We start from the raw sequence: 16,525 nt of genomic DNA on the forward strand, positions 1-16,525 counted from the left end.
ATGGGCGATTTTCGCGCCCCATCGTTAAAGAAAAAGGCCCGGACGCGCGGCCCGGGCCTTCGCTGATGGTCTGCGGGTCGCGCTCAGGCGGCCGGCTTGTAGTACTTCGAGGCGTTGGCCTTGATCGGCTCGGCGGCCTCGTTGACGACCTTCTGGCCGAGCTCGGCCAGTTCCTTGGCCTGCGCGGTGTAGGTCTCGAACTGCTTGCGCGCGTGCGCCGTCCACAGCTCGAGCGCCTCCGACGGCGTCTTCACGCCGAACAGCTCCTGCGCGAAGTCGAGCGAGGAGGTGGTGTTGGCCTTGAAGAACTCGATCAGCTTGGCCGAGTAGGCGCTGGCGCCCTTGTTGTAGGACGAGAACACGGCCTCGACCGTGGAGTTGTGGGTCTCGGCAGCGTCCTTGAACTTGGCGTAGCTGTCGCGGGCCTGCAGCACGCCCTTTTCGGCGAACGCACGCATCTGCTCGGGAACCTCAAACGGGATGATCGAAGCGGAAAACGGATCGGACGGGTTGGTCATTGACGTGCATCCTTCGCAACGGGTGGTAATCGATGTGACCCCTCGCGACGTCCCGGAACCTGGAAAGTCCGAACGTTGAGGAGGATCACGCTGCCTTGGTTCACGGGGAATGCCCTTCGTCGGGCCTCACAAGTAAACACCCATATCATGTCAATTTTGTGCAACGCAACGTAAGATCGTGTGCGACGCCATATTTTTTATGACACGGAATATTCCGTTACCTGCGCCCGGCGAAGGGATGCCGGCCAGCTCGGCCGGCGGTCAGTTGTTCGGCTTCACCGCCTCCATCGCCGCGCGGCCGACGGTCTGGCCCATCTCGCTGGCCTGCTCGGCAAGCGCGCGCATCTGGCCCTGCACATATTCGCCGTGCAGCTTCATGATCTCGGTGAAATCCTTGGCCTTGAGCAGCGACTGGGCATAGTCCAGCGACGCCTGCACGTTCTGCTCGGCATAGGCGAGCGCTTTGGTGGAAATGTCCCTGGCGCCGGCGCGCATCGTGGAGTTGCGCTCCTCGATCCGGCCAGCCGCGGCTTCCGCGTTCGAGACGAACTGCTCGAACGCCTTGCGTGCCTGGTCGAAGCTGGTTTCGGCCATCGATCGCACGTCCTTCGGAATCTCGAAATGGTCACGCCCGTTACTGGTCATTGGCGTCTCCTTGGCTTGATCGACCTGCCGGATGGCCTTGGCAGGCCGCGGCAGATATACCGGGGTGCCGCATCGCAGGTGTGACGCGGCGCCGCTCCGGTTCCGCATCCTGCGCCTGCTGCAACGGCTTCCCTTCAACGCAAGAGCGCGGTGGATCGTTCAGCCGAGTTAACGTTATCCCGCCTTTGCCGCGCCCCGGCCGGGCCGGGCCGTGGACCTGCCGCTGTCGGCTTGCGATACTAACCATCTGTTAAGGCTGTCCCCCTTGAAGGCTTTCCGGGCCGCCGGCCGCTCCGGCGATCGAGGAGGAAAGCTCAACCCATGCGACCCAATCTTGCGCGATGAATGACGCGGAATTCCAGATCCAGGCGCTCGGCGATGCGAGGCTAGCCGACCATGCCGCCAGCGCGCTGCCGGCGTGGCTGTGGTCGGCCGACGGCGCGCGGATCCTCTGGGCCAATCCGGTCGGCGCGCAGGTGTTTGGTGCCGCAAACGCCACCGAGCTCGCGAAGCGCACCTTCGGTCCGGCCGATCCGCACCGCCGCCAGGTCGCAAGGCTCGGCAGGACGCTGGCCGCGGGCGGCGCGGTGCGGCTGGAACGGCTGCCCGGCTTCGGCGCCGCGCCCGGAATGCTCGCGACCTGCGGCTGCGCGCGGATCGACTTGCCCGATCGCAGCCATGGCGTGCTGATGACCGCGATCAACGGGTCCGGCCGCAGCATGGCGCTGGCCGAACGGCTGCAGCGGCTGGTGCAGGGACTGCCGCGCCCCGCCGCGGCTTTCTCCGGCGACGGCCTGCTGATTGCCACCAATGACGGCGCGCGGCCGCTGCCCGGCCTGCACGATCTCACCGAGGCCGGACTCGACACCGCGCGCACTGATGCGCTGAAGCAGGGCCGTGCATCGGAGAGCGTTGCAATCGGCCGCGTCGTGCTGCACCGGATCGGCCGCGGCGCCGACCTCGCGCTGGTCGCGCTGATCAAGCCGAGGCTGGTTCGCGCGGCACAGCCCGCGCCGCCGGTCGTGCCTGATATCGTTGCGCCAGAGACGGCTCCGGAAGCGCCGGCCCCGATCCCGCCGCAAGACGCAGTCGCGGCTGAGCCGCCGCCGGAGCCGGTCGCAGAACCGACGCCTCACGAAGCCCCCGCGTCGAGCGGCAACACGCCCGAAACCTTCACGCTGTTCGACGCGCTCGACCCGTCGCCGGAAGAGCCTGCCACGGCCGAGCCGGTCGTCGGCGCACCGGAGACTGCCGACGCCGCGCCGGCAGAACCGCCGCCGCCCGAGGAAACTCCGCAGGCCGAACCTGTGCCCGCGCATCCTGACGCCACATCGGGCGACGCTCCTCCGGCCGATGAGCTGTTGATCGAAGCGCTGATGGAGGCGACGCCGGACGAGGCTGACGAACCGCTGACAGAAGCGCTGACGGAGGTGGCGGCGGACAAGGACGAGGTGACAGCCGCTGCGGAAACCGAAGTAGCGCCCCAAGCGGCCGCGCCCGATCTCACGCCTCAGGGCAGCACGCCCGCTCCCGTGCCTGCGGCAGCTCCGCCCGAGCCGGTCCTCTCGCCCTACGCGATCGCGGACCTGCCCGCTCAGGATGCCGCGCCGGCGCCTGCGCCACCCGCGCCGGTGGCGGCGCCGTCATGGCTCGACGAACCGCTGCCGACGCGGCGGCATCCGCTGCGCTTCATGTGGCAGATGGACCATGAAGGCCGCTTCTCGCTCGGCTCGGACGAATTCACCCGCCTGATCGGCATGCACACGGCGGCCGGCTTCGGCCGGCTCTGGAGCGACATCGCCGCGGCCTTCGGGCTCGATCCCGAGGGCCGCGTCATGAAGGCGTTCGCGGGCCACGACACCTGGAGCGGCATCACGCTGCACTGGCCGGTCGACGGCGGCGGCCGGCTGCCGGTCGAGCTGTCCGGCCTGCCGGTGTTCGACCGCAACAGGAATTTCGCCGGCTATCGCGGCTTTGGTGTGTGCCGCGACCTCGACGGCCTTGCGCGACTCGCCGCCTTGCGCCGCTATGAGTTCTTCAGCGGCTCCGCGCCGCAGCCGCTGTCGGCCGACGTCGCGCCACCCGAGCCGGTGGCCGCCGTCCCAACGCCGCCAGCGGCGCCGCCGCCCGAGATCAACGCAGCTTCACCACCCGAGGAATTGAACGAGCCGACAGCACTAGAGACTTCACACCCAGCCGATCCGGATCACGCCGTGGAAACGCCGCAAGACACGCACGAGGTGCGTTACGACACGCCGCAGAATGTGGTGCCGTTCCCGCACACCGGCGACGCCAGGCCGCCGTCGCTGACGCCGGTCGAGAACCACGCCTTCAACGAGCTCGCCCGTCAATTGTCGGCGCGGCTCGAGAACGAAGCGAGCCGCACGGCTGCCACCGAGAGCGCCGCCGCGGAGACGGTCCGCGAGCCGCCCGCAAGCGCGCCGCAGCAGGAGGAGCCCAGGCAGCGTAATGAAGAGCGCCAGCAGGAAGAGCGTCCGCAGGACGAGCGCCAGCAGGCCGCATGGTTGACGAAGGCCGAGCCGGCGCCGCGCGGCAGTTCGCGCCGCGACCGCGCGCTGCTCGATCTGCTGCCGGTCGGCATTTTGATCTACCGGCTCGACCGCCTGCTCTATGCCAACCAGGCCTTCCTTACCCGCATGGGCCATGACAGCCTGCACGCGCTGGAAGCCGCCGGCGGGCTCGATGCGCTTTATGTCGAGCCCGGCGTCTCGCACGCCAGCAGCACGTCGGGCACCGGCACGCCGGTCACGATCTCGGCCAATCAAAACGGCGGTGACGACGCACGCTCGGTCTCCGCCGAGGCGCGGCTGCACACCATCAGCTGGGACGACGACTCCGCGCTGGCGCTGATCTTCTCGCGCACCCATGACGAGGATGCCACGATCGCCGCCGCGCTGTCCGATCCCGAGCCCGCTGCCATCGCAGAGCCGGTGTTGGCGCCCGCGCAGCCGCAGGCCGGCCACGCCGATGCCGAAGAGCTGGGCGCGATCCTCGACACCGCGGCCGAGGGCATCATCATGTTCGATGCCGAGGGCCGGATCCATTCCTGCAACCGCAGCGCGGAAGCGCTGTTCGGCTATGACGGCGAGGAGCTGATCAAGCACAACCTCGCCGATCTGTTCGCGCCGGAAAGCCGGCCCGGCGTCTTCGACTATCTCACGAGCGTGAAATCGGCCGGCGTCGCCAGCCTGCTCGACCACGGCCGCGAGACGCTCGGCCGCGTCCGCCAGGGCGGCATCATCCCGCTATCGGTGACGATGGGCCGCACCCGCGCCGACGGCCCGAACTTCTTCGCCGTGTTCCGCGACCTCTCGCAGGCGAAGAAGAGCGAGGGCGAGCTGCGCGAGGCGCGCCGGCTCGCCGAGCGCGCCGCCACTGCAAGATCCGACATGCTGGCACGGATCAGCCACGAGCTGCGCACGCCGCTCAACGCCATCATCGGCTTTGCCGAGGTGATGATCGGCGAGCGCTTCGGCGCGCTCGGCAACGAGCGCTACGTCGAATACATGAAGGACATCCGCGCCTCCGGCGAGCGCGTGATCGCGATCGTCAACGACCTGCTCGACCTCGCGCAGATCGAGACCGGCAAGCTCGACCTCGCCTTCGCCAGCCAGAACCTCAACGAGATGGTGGAGAGCTGCGTCGCGGTGATGCAGCCGCAGGCCAACCGCGAGCGCATCATCATCCGCACCTCGCTCGCGCATACGCTGCCGCCTGTTGTCGCCGACGCCCGCGCGCTGCGCCAGATCACGCTGAACCTGATCGGCAACTCGATCCATCTCGCCAATGCCGGCGGCCAGGTGATCGTCTCGACCGCGCTGTCGGATTTCGGCGAGGTGATGCTGCGGGTGCGCGACACCGGCCAGAGCATGAACGACAACGAGGTCGCTGCCGCCCTGGAGCCGTTCCGGGCCCCCGCGCCATCGGACCAGGCCGGCTCCGGCGGCGTCAGCCTGTCGCTGACCAAAGCGCTGGTCGAAGCCAACCGCGCCAAATTCCAGATCCGCACCGCCGGCCGCTCCGGCACCCTGATCGAAGTGGTGTTTTCGCACGCCGCAGCAAGAGCGTAAGGGGGCAACGCAAGCACGACGCTCTCCGCGCTTCGTGTAAGGCAGCCACCGGCGGAAGGGTTCCCTCCCCCCTTGCGGGGGGGGGGGTTAGGGAGAGGGGTACCACACGGGGACTCTCTCCACTCAGCTCGCTTCATCGACACGCGATCGAGATTGCGGGACCGACGGTCACGTCAATCATCTCGTCCGGGGCTACCCGTCTCCCCAACCCTCTCCCGCAAGGGGAGAGGGAGCCTGACGAGCGTGCTCTCCTCACTTCGGCGAGGCTGGGGCATGAGGGCGCGGGCGTGAACGCCCCGCTCAGGCCGAAGCAGTCTGCTTGAGCGACAGGAAGTCCCCGATCGTATCGAGGAACAGTTTCGGCGACTGCAGTTGCGGGACGTGGGCGCATCCCGGGATGATCCTGAGACTGGCGCGCGGCAGGGCGGCAGCAAGCTCGTATGACATCGGCGGCGGCGTCGCCTCGTCGAATTCGCCGACCACGACGCGGGTCGGCACGGTCATGCCGGCGAGGTCGGCGCGGAGGTCGAGGCTCGCCAGCGCGTCGCATGCAGCGCGGAACACGTCGGGGTCGGTGCGCAGGAACGCGTCGCGCCGGTCCTGCATCAGCGCGGGATGCTGCGCCTGAAATTCCACCGCGAACAACCGCCGCATCGCGACGTCGGTGATCGCCGCCAGCCCCTTCTCGCGCGATACCTTCGCCATGGTCCGAAACGCCTCGCGCCCCGGTTCGGAAAACGCAGCGCCGGCGTCGGCGAGAATCAATTTGCTGACGACCGCCGGATGCCGGATCGCCATCTGCAGCGCGACGAAGCCGCCATAGCCGTTGCCGAGCACGATGGCCGGCACACCGCCCGCCGCATCGTGCACGGCATCCGCCATGCGGTCGGCAACCGCCGCAAGGCCGCCGTCGACCGCATGCGAGCGGCCGAATCCTGGCAGTTCCGGAACGATGGTGCGAAACGACGCGGCGAGATCGGGAACGACCGCGTCGAAGCTCGCGCGGTCCGACAGCAGCGAGTGAAACAGCAGCAGCGGCGGTCCCTCCCCCGAAACTGCTGCGCTGACGGTGCCGCTCGCGAAAAGCCTGTCCATTGCCGGTCTCTTTCACAAATTCACGGCGTCCCAACGCTGCGACACGGCCTTGCGGCCGGGCAGCAGGGCGCCGTTTCCACGGCGATTGATACCCGAAATGACATGAAATTCAAGGATTGAGGGCTTGACGTGATATTTCACGATTGCCAAATTAGAGCCAGGAGGCTTGGTCGTTCCATGCTGCTGCGCGAAAATATCTACGAAAATCTACGGGCTGATATTTTATCATGCGAGTTAGCGCCGGGCGATGAAATACGCGAGCAGGATCTGGCGGAGCGCTACGCCGTCAGCCGCCAGCCGGTCCGCGACGCCCTGCTGCGGCTCGAACGCGAGCACCTCGTGACGGTGCAGCCCCGCCAGGGCTACCGGGTCAATCCGATCTCGCTGGCCGACGCGCGCGACCTGTTACGTTTCCGCCTTGCGCTGGAGCCGGCCTGCGTCGCCGAGGCGATCGAGAGCGCGCCCGACAGTGTCCTGAAATCACTCGATGAATTCCGCCGCTTCGCCGGCAACCATGAGGACTTCATCGCCTACAATCGCAGCTTCCACACCGCGCTGGCGCATGCATCCGGCAACCGCCGCATGGCGAGCGCGCTGTGCGACCTGATCGGCCAGGCCGACCGGCTGGTGCGCGTCAGCATCTCCAATCTGAAGGGCCACGACCCGGCGAAGCTGGTGGCCGAACACGCCGCCCTGATCGACGCCATGCAACAGCGCGAGGCGCGCACCGCGGCCCGCATCATCAAGGCGCACATCGCCGACACCGAAAAACGCGTGCTGCCGGCGCTCAAGCGCAACGCAGTGATTATCGAAGAGAGGTCAGCATGAACATCCCGTCGAAGCCGGCGTCGATCGACGTCGAGATCCACGGCAATTTCATTGACGGGCGCGAGGTCGAGGCCGGAGGCGGCGAGATGCTCGATGTCCGCAACCCCGCGACCGGCGACGTCATCGCCAGGATCCCGAACTCCACCGCCGCGGACATCGACCGCGCGATGAAGAGCGCGCGCGCAGCCTTCGAGGGCAAGGCGTGGGGCGGCATGGATACGCGCGCCCGTGCAAGGCTCGTCAACAGGCTTGCCGACGCGTTCGAAGCCAATCTCGACGCGCTGTACCGCCTGGAAACCCTCAACAACGGCCGTCCCGTCAACGAGACCCGCGCGCAATTGTCCCGCCTGCCGGATTTCTTCCGCTACTTCGCCGGCGTTGCGCTGTCGCGCCGCGACTACGTGATTCCCGTGGAAGGCGCGTATTTGAACTACACACTGCGCACGCCGATCGGGATCGTCGCCAACTGCACGCCGTTCAATCATCCGCTGATGATCCTGTGCAAGTCGCTGGCCGTGGTGCTCGCCACCGGCTGCGTCACCGTGGTCAAGCCGTCGGAATACACCCCGCTGACGACGCTGAAGCTCGCCCAGATCTTCACCGAGGCCGGGCTGCCGCCCGGCGTCTTCAACATCGTGCTCGGGCTCGGCCAGAGCGCGGGCAAGATGCTGGCCGAGCATGGCGACATCGACAAGCTGGTGCTGACCGGCGGCACCGAAGCGGGCCGCATCGCCGGCAGCGCGGCCGCAAAAGTGTTCGCGCACCAGACCATGGAGCTCGGCGGCAAGACGCCGGTGATGGTGTTCGACGATTTCGACGTCGACCGCGCCGTCAACTACGCCGCGTTCGGCGCCTTCATCGGCGCCGGCCAGACCTGTGTCTGCGCCTCGCGCCACATCGTGCAGGCCTCGATCTACGACGAATTCGTCGAGAAGCTGAACGCGAAGACCCGCGCGATCCGGATCGGCGATCCGTTCGATCCCAACACCCAGCTCGGCCCGGTGATCTCCGCCCGCCAGCGCGACCGCGTGCTGAGCTACGCGCGCTACGGCCATGAAGACGGCGCGCGGCTCGTCACCGGCGGCGTCGCCGCCAGGATTGCAGGCCACGAGAACGGCTATTTCGTCGAGCCCACCGTGTTCGCCGACGTCCGCTCCGACATGCGCATCTTCCAGGAGGAGGTGTTCGGTCCGTTCACCTCGGTCACCCCGTTCAAGGACGAGGCCGACGCGCTGCGGCTCGCCAATGACTCGCCGTTCGGCCTTGCCGCCGCCATTCGCACCCGCGACGTCGCGCGCGCGCATCGCGTTGCCGCCGCGGTCAAGGCCGGCATCGTCTGGATCAACGACCACCACCGGCTCGATCCGGCCTCGCCCTGGGGCGGCGTCGACGATTCCGGCATCGGGCGCGAATGCGGCACCGAGAGTTTTGACGCCCACTTCAACACCAAGAGCGTGATGGTCGCGACCCACGAGCAGCCGTTCGACTGGTACCGCGACACGGCGAGCCAGCGCCGATTGAACTGACCAAGTCTGAACTGACCAAAGCATTGCCGGCGGCACCGCCCACAGACGGCGGGCCGCATCACCGAGGAAACAGTCAAGGGAGCGCGCACATGTCGACATCAGTCAATGCGGGGGGCCGGCTCGACCGGCTGCCGGTCGGGCCGTTTCATCGCCGCATCATGCTGCTGATCGGCATCGGCATGTTCTTCGACGGCTTCGACATCTATATCGCCGGCACCGTGCTCGGCGTGACGCTGAAGACCGGATTCTCCACCCTCGCCGAGAACGCCGCGTTCATCTCGGCGACCTTCGTCGGCATGATGCTGGGGTCGTTCGGCACCGGCTTTCTCGGCGACCGCTACGGCCGGCGCTTCACCTACCAGTTCAATCTGCTCCTGTTCGGCATCGCCTCGCTCGCGGCGGCTTTCGCGCCCAACATGGCGTTCCTGATTGCCTGCCGTTTCGTGATGGGCGTCGGGCTCGGCGCCGAGAACGTCGTCGGCTATTCCACGATGACCGAATTCGTGCCGGCGCGCAGCCGCGGCAAGTGGCTCGGCTTCACCGCGGTCTGCGTGGTGACCGGGCTTCCCGTGGCGCTGCTGGTGGCGTCCGTCGTCGTACCGCATTTCGGCTGGCGCGCCATGTTCGTGCTCGGCGGCGTCGGCGCCATGGTGGTCTGGTACTTGCGCAAGTCGCTGCCGGAATCGCCGCGCTGGCTCGAGGCCGTCGGCCGAACCGCCGAGGCCGAGGCGCTAATGCAGGCGATCGAGAAGGAAGCGGCCCAGGGCCAGCCTTTGCCGGCCCCCGCGGCGGCAACGACGGCACCGGTGCAGGGCGAACTCGCCACGCTGTTTACCGCGCCGCTGCTGTCGCGCATGATCGTCGGCGCGATCTGCCTGATCACGATCAACACCCTGCTCTACGGTTTCGTCACCTGGCTGCCGGTGTTCTTCATCAAGCAGGGCCTCTCGATCGCGACGTCGTTCGGCTACTCGCTCTTGATGGCGCTCGGCGCGCCGATCGGCTCGGCGATCGGCGCCCTGACTGCCGACCGCTGGGGCCGCAAGCCCACCATCATCGGCGCGTCGCTGGTCTCGGTGATCCTCGGCGCGATCTATCCGATGATCTCGGATCCCGTGCTGCTGCCCGCCGTCGGCTTCGCGCTGACCGTGCCGATCTACGTGCTGGTGGCGCTGCTGTTCGGAATCTACATCCCCGAACTGTTCCCGACCGAGGTGCGGCTGCGCGCCTCCGGCATCGTCAACACGCTCGGCCGCGGCGCCACCATCGTCACGCCGTTCCTTGTCGTGATGCTGTTCGAGGCACGCGGCGTCGCCGGCGTGATGGCGCTGATGATCGGGCTGCTCGTCCTCCAGATTGTCACGGTCTGGGCCCTCGGCATCGAGCCGCGCCACCGCAGCCTCGAGGAGCTGAAGGGCGAGGAGACGGCACCCGCGCTGCCCCAGGAAGCGTCGTAAGCCAGCGAGCGCCATAAGCCAGCCCGCGCCGATGCCGGGTCATGGGGTGACGCTCTACGTGTAAGGGAGCCACCGGCGGAAGGGTTCCCTCCCCCCTTGCGGGGGAGGGTTAGGGAGAGGGGTACCACACGGGGACTCTCTCCACTCAACACGCTTCAACGACCCGCGAGCCAGCGTTGCGAGAGTGACACTCGCGTCGATCATCTCGCCCGGGGCCACCCCTCTCCCCAACCCTCTCCCGCAAGGGGAGAGGGAGCCTGAGAGGTGTGCTCTCCTCACGTGAGCGACGTGCGACAGCTTAAGAGCGTGGCGTGACGCGGCGCCCGACGGCTTAATCTCCAGCGTCAGTCCATGACCTGCGAGACTCTGTCGCGCCCGATCCGCGCCGCACCGGCATGGATCTTGCTGCAATCCGAATTATTTGCATGCATTGTTGTAGGGGCCGCCCGTTTTCCGGGCATCGGATTTTGCCGGATGCGCTGTCTCGTCGTTGCCGATTTGCATTATTCGTTGCCGCAGTTCGACTGGCTGCTGGCGGCTGCGCCGCAGTTCGATCTGGTGATCTTCGCGGGCGATGCGCTCAACCTCGGCTCGGCGGTGGATTTCCGCGCCCAGATCGTCGTCGTCACCAAATACCTCGCGCGGCTCGCCTCGCTCACCCGCGTGATCTTCTGCTCGGGCAATCATGACCTCGACGAGCGCAGCGCGGACGGCGAGAAGATCGCGCGCTGGGTTGCCGGCATCCGGGAATTTGGCATTGTCTGCGACGGTGACAATTTGACCATCGGCGATACGCTGTTCACGGTGTGCCCATGGTGGGACGGCCCGCTGGTCAAGGCGCGCATCGACGACCAGTTGCGCGAGGCGGCTGCGCTGCCGCACCGCCGCTGGGTCTGGGTCCATCACGCGCCGCCGGCGGATTCACCGACCAGCTGGGGCGGCAAGCGCTTCTTCGGCGATGTCGAGCTGGTGCGCTGGATCGCGCACCACCATCCGGAAATGGTGATCTCGGGTCATGTGCATCAATCGCCGTTCATCCCGAGCGGCTCGTGGTTCGACCGGATCGACACCACCTGGGTGTTCAATGCCGGGCTGCAGCCGGGCCGCCCGCCGGTCTACATCGTGCTCGATCTCGATCGAAGCGAGGCATTCTGGCTGTCCGCCGGCGTTGCGCAGAGCATTGATCTCAAGGCGCCGTTGCAGCGCCCGGCGGCTTCGTTGCGCGAGGCGCCGGACTGGCTCAGATCCTTGGATCGGATTGCTGATCCGAGCCTGGCGCGACCTGCATCGGCGGCAGGTTGATCATGCTCTGCAGCACCTCGCCGACCATCGCCAGATGGGTGCCGTGATCGGCATATTGATGCATCAGGTCGGCGAGATAGCTGGTGGCGACGTGAAGCCGCTGCGCCAAGAGCTGCGCGATCAACAGCGCCATCGCGGGCCGCTCGCGCAGGAACGATGCCGCATCGTCGAACTCGTACAGCACGCAATCGGATGCGGCGCGCACCCTTGCGCTGTGCGGCTTGTCGAGCAGCACCGACATCTCGCCGAACACCGCGCCGGGCTCCTCGATCACGGCGACCAGATTGTCGCCCTTCACGACCTCCACCTTGCCGTCGATCAGCACGAACAGGTGACCGGTCTTGCCGCCCTCCTGGATGAACTCCGTGCCCGCCGGCACGCTCCGCCGGGTCCCTCCGCTGCAATGATCAAGGATCGCACGCATGCTGCCTCATCTCCGTCTCCGTCAGACTAGGCGGAGATGCGGCCGGGATGAAAACGGATTAGCTGGGCGTTCTGCCCAAATTGTCGGCAGGCGGCGCCGGCACGAGCGTCGCGCTCGGTGTAAGGGAGCCACCGGCGGACGGGCTCCCTCCCCCCTTGCGGGCCCCTTGCGGGGGAGGGTTAGGGAGAGGGTACCAAGCGAACGCAACGCCGTCGTGATCAGCGGCGGCAACACCACCGCGGTGGATTTCAGCCGCTGAGTCCTCGTCATTTCACGACGATGACCTCGATCGACGTCGGTCCTTTGACCGAGGTGCCCGGAGCCGGCGTCTGGCTCAACACGAATCCAGACACCGCCTGCCCGGTCCCCCGTGCCGTTCGTGCGACCTCCACAAGGACGAGTTGCGGCGTTTGTCCGCTGCCGCGCAATGCATCGACTTGCGCGCGTGCATCGACGATCGGCTTGCCGACCAGATCGGGCACGATCACACCCGCGGGTACTGCTTGCTGAGCAGGTCCGCGCGGCGCCGACCGTGTCCTGGCATTTGCCGGCCTCGGCGGCGCAACCGGGGTAGCGCCCGTGCGCGCCGACCACAGCATCGGCGAGACCAGCATCCTGATCTGCTTGTCCTCGCAAACTTTGCCGAGCGCGGGCTCGCCGCCGTAGGCCGCGACAGTGCCGCCATAGCCGAGACAGGCGAGACGATAGATCAATTGCTGCGACAGCTGACCTTCGAAATATCCGCCGTGCACGTTCGGCTTCTGTTGGTTGAACACATAGACGATCAGCAACCAGAGGTGCGAATACCAACGCAGCTGCGCCTCCGCGTCGTCCCGCTTTTTCCATTTTGCGAAGGTGAGCAGCGGCCGCCTGTTGCCCTGCTTGTCCGCCTCGTTTGGATCGTCGATGTCGACGTAGTCGGTGCAGTCGAAATAGGTGAAGCGTTGCGGCAACGGCGCCTGCTCCGGCCCCAATTGCTGGGTCGGCTGGCGCTGCGCTTTGGCATCCTCGAGATCGTCATAGAGCTGTTGCAGGGTCCGGTTTCCGATGCGCAGGACGCGCAGGAAATCGGCTCCGCCGACATCGATGAGCCCGAAATTGCGCGACAGGATTTCGACGTTGCCGAGACGGAAGCCGTGGTTCTTGCTCTTGGTCGGAAACACGAAGTAGTTCGCCAGCGTCGAAATCTGGCGAAGCACCGCGTCGCCTTCGTTGCTGAACAGATAGGCCTCGTCGAAGCGCGACAGGGCGGAGGCGAGGAAGTTGCTGCGGCTCGACAGCAGCGTCTCGGCTGGAATGTCGGGCGAGGCGAGCACAAAACGCTTCAGCTGGAACGCTCTGCCGATGCCGTGCCTCGGCGCCTCGTCCGTGGCGGCCGCGCCGTAGGAATTGAGGGATTGGGCGGGGACCGCGAAGACGTCCGAGAGGGCGCGGATGGCGTTGGTGACGACGAAGGCCCCCATGCTGTGACCGATAAAAGAGAGCTCGACGCTCGGCGGAGGGCTTGCCTCGCCGCTTTGCCGATGCTGTCGCATGATCTCGGCATCGATGACGCTGATCACCTGGATGAGATCGGGTACGCCATAATTGGATGCCCGATAGTTGTCGCGGAAATAGACGATGGTCCTCAGCAGCACCGTCATCAGCACGAGGCCGGCGATCGTCCAGCCGAGCAACGTGATGAAGTGGACGGCCGTCGGATTCCAGACGTAGCGGAACACATCGATCCACCATTGCCTAGTCTCCGATGTGAAATAGAACAGCGGGAAGGTGAACAGGACGACCAACGCGCCGAAATACAGGATCCAGGTCGGCAGCGTCGGTAACGCGTCCCACGTTCCGCGCCAAGGCATTCCCATCCTTTCCGACGGCCAGCGGTAGCCCACGCAGACAAGGCCCTGTCCGCCGTTGATCGCCTGGTCGCGGTCGACGGCAAGCGCAGCAGACGTGTACATCTTCAGGACGGCCGGCTCAGGATTGTTGAAGCCGTGGACCATCACAACAAGATTCGGCCGCGATCCGGCGAGCAGTCGCGCGGCGATCTGCTTGATTGCTTCGTCGGAATCGATCTTTTGCACGCGGGAAGCGGCCGCTTTCCGCTCCTTGGACTCCGGCGACTGCGTGTCGTCGACATTGTACGGCGCGGTGCTCTCGATGAAATAGGTTGGAATTCGCGTCCCAACGGCCTCATGCACACGGAAGAACTCCATGCTCGCCCCCAAAACGTCCCACAGATCCTATGGGGCAGCAGGCTAAGGAACTTGGCAGCAAAATACAAGCTGTGGTTGCGAATTGGTTGCAGCAAACTCCGTAGCGCACGGGTCTCAAAGGCGGTCATCGGCCGCGGCTGAGGATGCGCGGTCGGCGAAACACGGCCCCGGATGCAGCTCCGTACAACGCATTCAGCGTCGTCCTGGCGCAAAGCCAGGACGACGAGCCTGGCATCGCCGTGTCAATCACATCGCGCGGGCAAACCGGCGAAAGCCGGGCGCGCCGGTCAGCGCCGCGAAGGCGGCATCGCGCTTTTCTTCGGCGAAGGCAAAGCCGGCCTTGGCGTAGCAGCGCTCGGCGGCAGCGTTGCCGATCAGGAACGAGATCGACGCCTTCGCAAAACCCGCCGCTCGGCCGTCGGCGAGCGCGCGGGCGATCAACCCCTGCACCAGGCCGCCGCCGCGATAGGCCGGATTGGTGGCGACATGCTCGATCAACCAGTCACCCTCGCCGCCCTGCACCCAGCAATCACGGGCGTAGGCGCCGCGCGCGAAGATCGCCGCCGCATCATCGCCGGTCTCGGCCACGACCTCCGCGATCGCCGCGCGCACGGCCGCGAGCGTTCCGGATGCCGGCAGCGCGCACAGCGCCGCGGCCGGCACGCCGTCGACCTCGGCGATCAGGAAATGATCGGTGTGATACCATGACCGCGCCTGCGCAATTGCGAGCCGCGCCATGAAAGCCAGACACTCCGGCTCGGAGCGAGCGAGCGCGATGTCGCACCAGCCGCGCGGCAGTGGGCCGCGCTGCGCGGCCAGCACGATGCGGGCGATGAAGGCCGCATCGTCAGAATTGGCGGGACGGATCGATGATCCTCCCGCCATGGTCATCTCAGGTGTTCTTCAGCGCGACGCGGAATTCGGCCTCGGTCTTGGCCTTGACCTCGTCGAGGGTGACGCCGTCGGCGAGCTCGACCAGCGCCATGCCGTCATTGCCGTGCTTGTCGATGGTGAACACGGCAAGATCAGTCACGACCATGTCGACCACGCGCTCGCCGGTCAGCGGCAGATTGCACTGCTTGAGCAGTTTTGGGCCGTCCTTGGCGGAATGCTCCATCACCACGACGACGCGCTTGACGCCGGCGACGAGGTCCATGGCGCCGCCCATGCCCTTCACCATCTTGCCGGGGATCATCCAGTTGGCGAGGTCGCCGTTCTGCGCCACCTGCATGGCACCGAGGATCGACAGGTCGATATGGCCGCCGCGTACCATGCCGAAGGAATCGGCCGAGGAGAAATAGCTGGTCGAGGGCAACTCGCTGACGGTCTGCTTGCCGGCATTGATCAGGTCGGCGTCGACCTCGTCCTCATAGGGGAACGGGCCCATGCCGAGCATGCCATTTTCGCTCTGCAGGCTGACGTCGATGCCGTCAGGAATGTAGTTCGACACCAGCGTCGGGATGCCGATGCCGAGATTGACGTAGAAGCCGTCGCGCAACTCCTTGGCGGCGCGGGCGGCCATTTGTTCACGGGTCCAGGCCATGAGGCTCTCCTGACGAATTGCTGGTTACGCTGCGGGCCGCGGACGGGTGTTGCGGAACTCGATCCGCTTCTTCGCCGTGCCGACCTCGATGATGCGTTTGACGAAAATGCCGGGGGTGTGGATGTGGTCCGGATCGATCTCGCCGGCCGGCACCAGGTGCTCGACCTCGGCGACGGTGACCTTCGCGGCGGTCGCCATCATCGGGTTAAAGTTGCGCGCGGTCTTGCGGTAGACCAGGTTGCCGGCTGTGTCGCCCTTCCAGGCGTGGACGATGGCGAGGTCGGCGAACAGGCCGCGCTCCATGATGTATTTCTGGCCATCGAATTCCTTCACTTCCTTGCCTTCGGCGATCAGCGTGCCGACGCCGGTTTTGGTGAAGAAGGCCGGGATGCCGGCGCCGCCGGCGCGGATGCGCTCGGCCAGCGTGCCCTGCGGGTTGAACTCGAGCTCGAGCTCGCCGGCGAGATATTGCTGGGCGAACAGCTTGTTCTCGCCGACATAGGACGAGATCATCTTCTTGATCTGGCGGGTTTCCAGGAGGCGGCTCAAGCCGATGCCGTCGACGCCGGCATTGTTGGAGACCACCGTCAGGCCCTTGACGCCGGAATCGCGGATCGCGTCCGACAGGGTCTCGGCGATGCCGCAGAGGCCGAAGCCGCCCGACATGATCATGATGCCGTCCTTGAGGAGACCATCGAGTGCCGATTTGGCGTCGGGATAAACCTTGTTCATGAAACAGATACCTGATGGAGGGCGCGAAACCGCGGTGGCGTCGGGGATTATTAGGCGAAATCTTCGCAATGCGTCAATCACGGCCCACCGGCGGCGGGGCGCGGCAGCCTGCGACACCAACATGGCCTTGAAAGCGACAAGAAAACCCTTCAAG

General features: G+C 66.4%; 13 protein-coding genes. 5 read left to right on the forward strand and 8 right to left on the reverse strand.

The window, feature by feature from the left end:
* Nucleotides 1–83 precede the first annotated feature (83 nt).
* Both CI41S_RS05615 and CI41S_RS05620 read right to left on the reverse strand, forming a co-directional pair.
* Nucleotides 84–518, reverse strand: coding sequence for a phasin (locus CI41S_RS05615; RefSeq protein WP_139486520.1), 435 nt, complete (start codon nucleotides 516–518; stop codon nucleotides 84–86).
* A gap of 261 nt (nucleotides 519–779) precedes the next feature.
* Nucleotides 780–1,163 carry a phasin family protein gene (locus CI41S_RS05620; RefSeq protein WP_139857761.1) on the reverse strand — a complete coding sequence of 128 codons (384 nt, stop codon included), beginning with the start codon at nucleotides 1,161–1,163 and terminating at the stop codon, nucleotides 780–782.
* Between the two features lie 341 nt (nucleotides 1,164–1,504).
* On the opposite strand from CI41S_RS05620, the gene CI41S_RS05625 reads away from it, so the two are divergent.
* Nucleotides 1,505–5,254, forward strand: coding sequence for a PAS domain-containing protein (locus CI41S_RS05625; RefSeq protein ID WP_139857762.1), 3,750 nt, complete (start codon nucleotides 1,505–1,507; stop codon nucleotides 5,252–5,254).
* Nucleotides 5,255–5,554: 300 nt separating this feature from the next.
* On the opposite strand, the gene CI41S_RS05630 is transcribed toward CI41S_RS05625, so the two are convergent.
* Nucleotides 5,555–6,349 (reverse strand): alpha/beta fold hydrolase, encoded by a 795-nt coding sequence (locus CI41S_RS05630; protein WP_139857763.1) that lies wholly within the window; start codon nucleotides 6,347–6,349, stop codon nucleotides 5,555–5,557.
* Nucleotides 6,350–6,526: 177 nt separating this feature from the next.
* On the opposite strand from CI41S_RS05630, the gene CI41S_RS05635 reads away from it, so the two are divergent.
* The 4 genes from CI41S_RS05635 (at nucleotide 6,527) to CI41S_RS05650 (ending at nucleotide 11,462) form a co-directional block, all read left to right on the forward strand.
* Nucleotides 6,527–7,177 (forward strand): GntR family transcriptional regulator, encoded by a 651-nt coding sequence (locus CI41S_RS05635; protein WP_139857764.1) that lies wholly within the window; start codon nucleotides 6,527–6,529, stop codon nucleotides 7,175–7,177.
* Nucleotides 7,174–8,703, forward strand: coding sequence for an aldehyde dehydrogenase (locus CI41S_RS05640; protein WP_139857765.1), 1,530 nt, complete (start codon nucleotides 7,174–7,176; stop codon nucleotides 8,701–8,703). The genes CI41S_RS05635 and CI41S_RS05640 overlap by 4 nt, the downstream gene beginning before the upstream one ends.
* Before the next feature lie 89 nt (nucleotides 8,704–8,792).
* The gene (locus CI41S_RS05645) at nucleotides 8,793–10,160 is read left to right on the forward strand and encodes an MFS transporter (RefSeq protein WP_139857766.1); all 1,368 of its coding nucleotides are present in this window, start codon (nucleotides 8,793–8,795) and stop codon (nucleotides 10,158–10,160) included.
* Nucleotides 10,161–10,634: 474 nt separating this feature from the next.
* Complete coding sequence (locus tag CI41S_RS05650; RefSeq protein WP_139857767.1) at nucleotides 10,635–11,462, forward strand: metallophosphoesterase family protein; 828 nt, start codon at nucleotides 10,635–10,637, stop codon at nucleotides 11,460–11,462.
* Here CI41S_RS05650 and CI41S_RS05655 read toward each other — a convergent pair.
* The 5 genes from CI41S_RS05655 to CI41S_RS05675 form a co-directional block, all read right to left on the reverse strand.
* Nucleotides 11,401–11,886, reverse strand: a complete 486-nt coding sequence (locus CI41S_RS05655; protein WP_139857768.1) for a Crp/Fnr family transcriptional regulator — start codon at nucleotides 11,884–11,886, stop codon at nucleotides 11,401–11,403. The genes CI41S_RS05650 and CI41S_RS05655 overlap by 62 nt on opposite strands.
* A gap of 266 nt (nucleotides 11,887–12,152) precedes the next feature.
* Nucleotides 12,153–14,096 carry a PASTA domain-containing protein gene (locus CI41S_RS05660; protein ID WP_139857769.1) on the reverse strand — a complete coding sequence of 648 codons (1,944 nt, stop codon included), beginning with the start codon at nucleotides 14,094–14,096 and terminating at the stop codon, nucleotides 12,153–12,155.
* A gap of 246 nt (nucleotides 14,097–14,342) precedes the next feature.
* Nucleotides 14,343–14,981, reverse strand: a complete 639-nt coding sequence (locus tag CI41S_RS05665) for a GNAT family N-acetyltransferase (protein WP_347339234.1) — start codon at nucleotides 14,979–14,981, stop codon at nucleotides 14,343–14,345.
* Nucleotides 14,982–14,988: 7 nt separating this feature from the next.
* Nucleotides 14,989–15,639: a 3-oxoacid CoA-transferase subunit B gene (locus CI41S_RS05670; RefSeq protein WP_139486597.1), complete on the reverse strand. Its 651-nt coding sequence runs from the start codon at nucleotides 15,637–15,639 to the stop codon at nucleotides 14,989–14,991.
* Nucleotides 15,640–15,663: 24 nt separating this feature from the next.
* Nucleotides 15,664–16,371, reverse strand: a complete 708-nt coding sequence (locus CI41S_RS05675; protein ID WP_139486596.1) for a CoA transferase subunit A — start codon at nucleotides 16,369–16,371, stop codon at nucleotides 15,664–15,666.
* Nucleotides 16,372–16,525: the final 154 nt, after the last annotated feature.

The organism is Bradyrhizobium ivorense (genome assembly GCF_900696085.1).
In the GTDB taxonomy this organism is placed as follows: Bacteria; Pseudomonadota; Alphaproteobacteria; order Rhizobiales; family Xanthobacteraceae; genus Bradyrhizobium; species Bradyrhizobium ivorense.

Bases quoted from the DNA above. Each gene is read 5' to 3' on its own strand.
- CI41S_RS05615 (WP_139486520.1), bottom strand. From the start codon at position 518: ATGACCAACCCGTCCGATCCGTTTTCCGCTTCGATCATCCCGTTTGAG.
- CI41S_RS05620 (WP_139857761.1), bottom strand. From the start codon at position 1,163: ATGACCAGTAACGGGCGTGACCATTTCGAGATTCCGAAGGACGTGCGA.
- CI41S_RS05625 (WP_139857762.1), top strand. From the start codon at position 1,505: ATGAATGACGCGGAATTCCAGATCCAGGCGCTCGGCGATGCGAGGCTA.
- CI41S_RS05630 (WP_139857763.1), bottom strand. From the start codon at position 6,349: ATGGACAGGCTTTTCGCGAGCGGCACCGTCAGCGCAGCAGTTTCGGGG.
- CI41S_RS05635 (WP_139857764.1), top strand. From the start codon at position 6,527: ATGCTGCTGCGCGAAAATATCTACGAAAATCTACGGGCTGATATTTTA.
- CI41S_RS05640 (WP_139857765.1), top strand. From the start codon at position 7,174: ATGAACATCCCGTCGAAGCCGGCGTCGATCGACGTCGAGATCCACGGC.
- CI41S_RS05645 (WP_139857766.1), top strand. From the start codon at position 8,793: ATGTCGACATCAGTCAATGCGGGGGGCCGGCTCGACCGGCTGCCGGTC.
- CI41S_RS05650 (WP_139857767.1), top strand. From the start codon at position 10,635: ATGCGCTGTCTCGTCGTTGCCGATTTGCATTATTCGTTGCCGCAGTTC.
- CI41S_RS05655 (WP_139857768.1), bottom strand. From the start codon at position 11,886: ATGCGTGCGATCCTTGATCATTGCAGCGGAGGGACCCGGCGGAGCGTG.
- CI41S_RS05660 (WP_139857769.1), bottom strand. From the start codon at position 14,096: ATGGAGTTCTTCCGTGTGCATGAGGCCGTTGGGACGCGAATTCCAACC.
- CI41S_RS05665 (WP_347339234.1), bottom strand. From the start codon at position 14,981: ATGGCGGGAGGATCATCGATCCGTCCCGCCAATTCTGACGATGCGGCC.
- CI41S_RS05670 (WP_139486597.1), bottom strand. From the start codon at position 15,639: ATGGCCTGGACCCGTGAACAAATGGCCGCCCGCGCCGCCAAGGAGTTG.
- CI41S_RS05675 (WP_139486596.1), bottom strand. From the start codon at position 16,371: ATGAACAAGGTTTATCCCGACGCCAAATCGGCACTCGATGGTCTCCTC.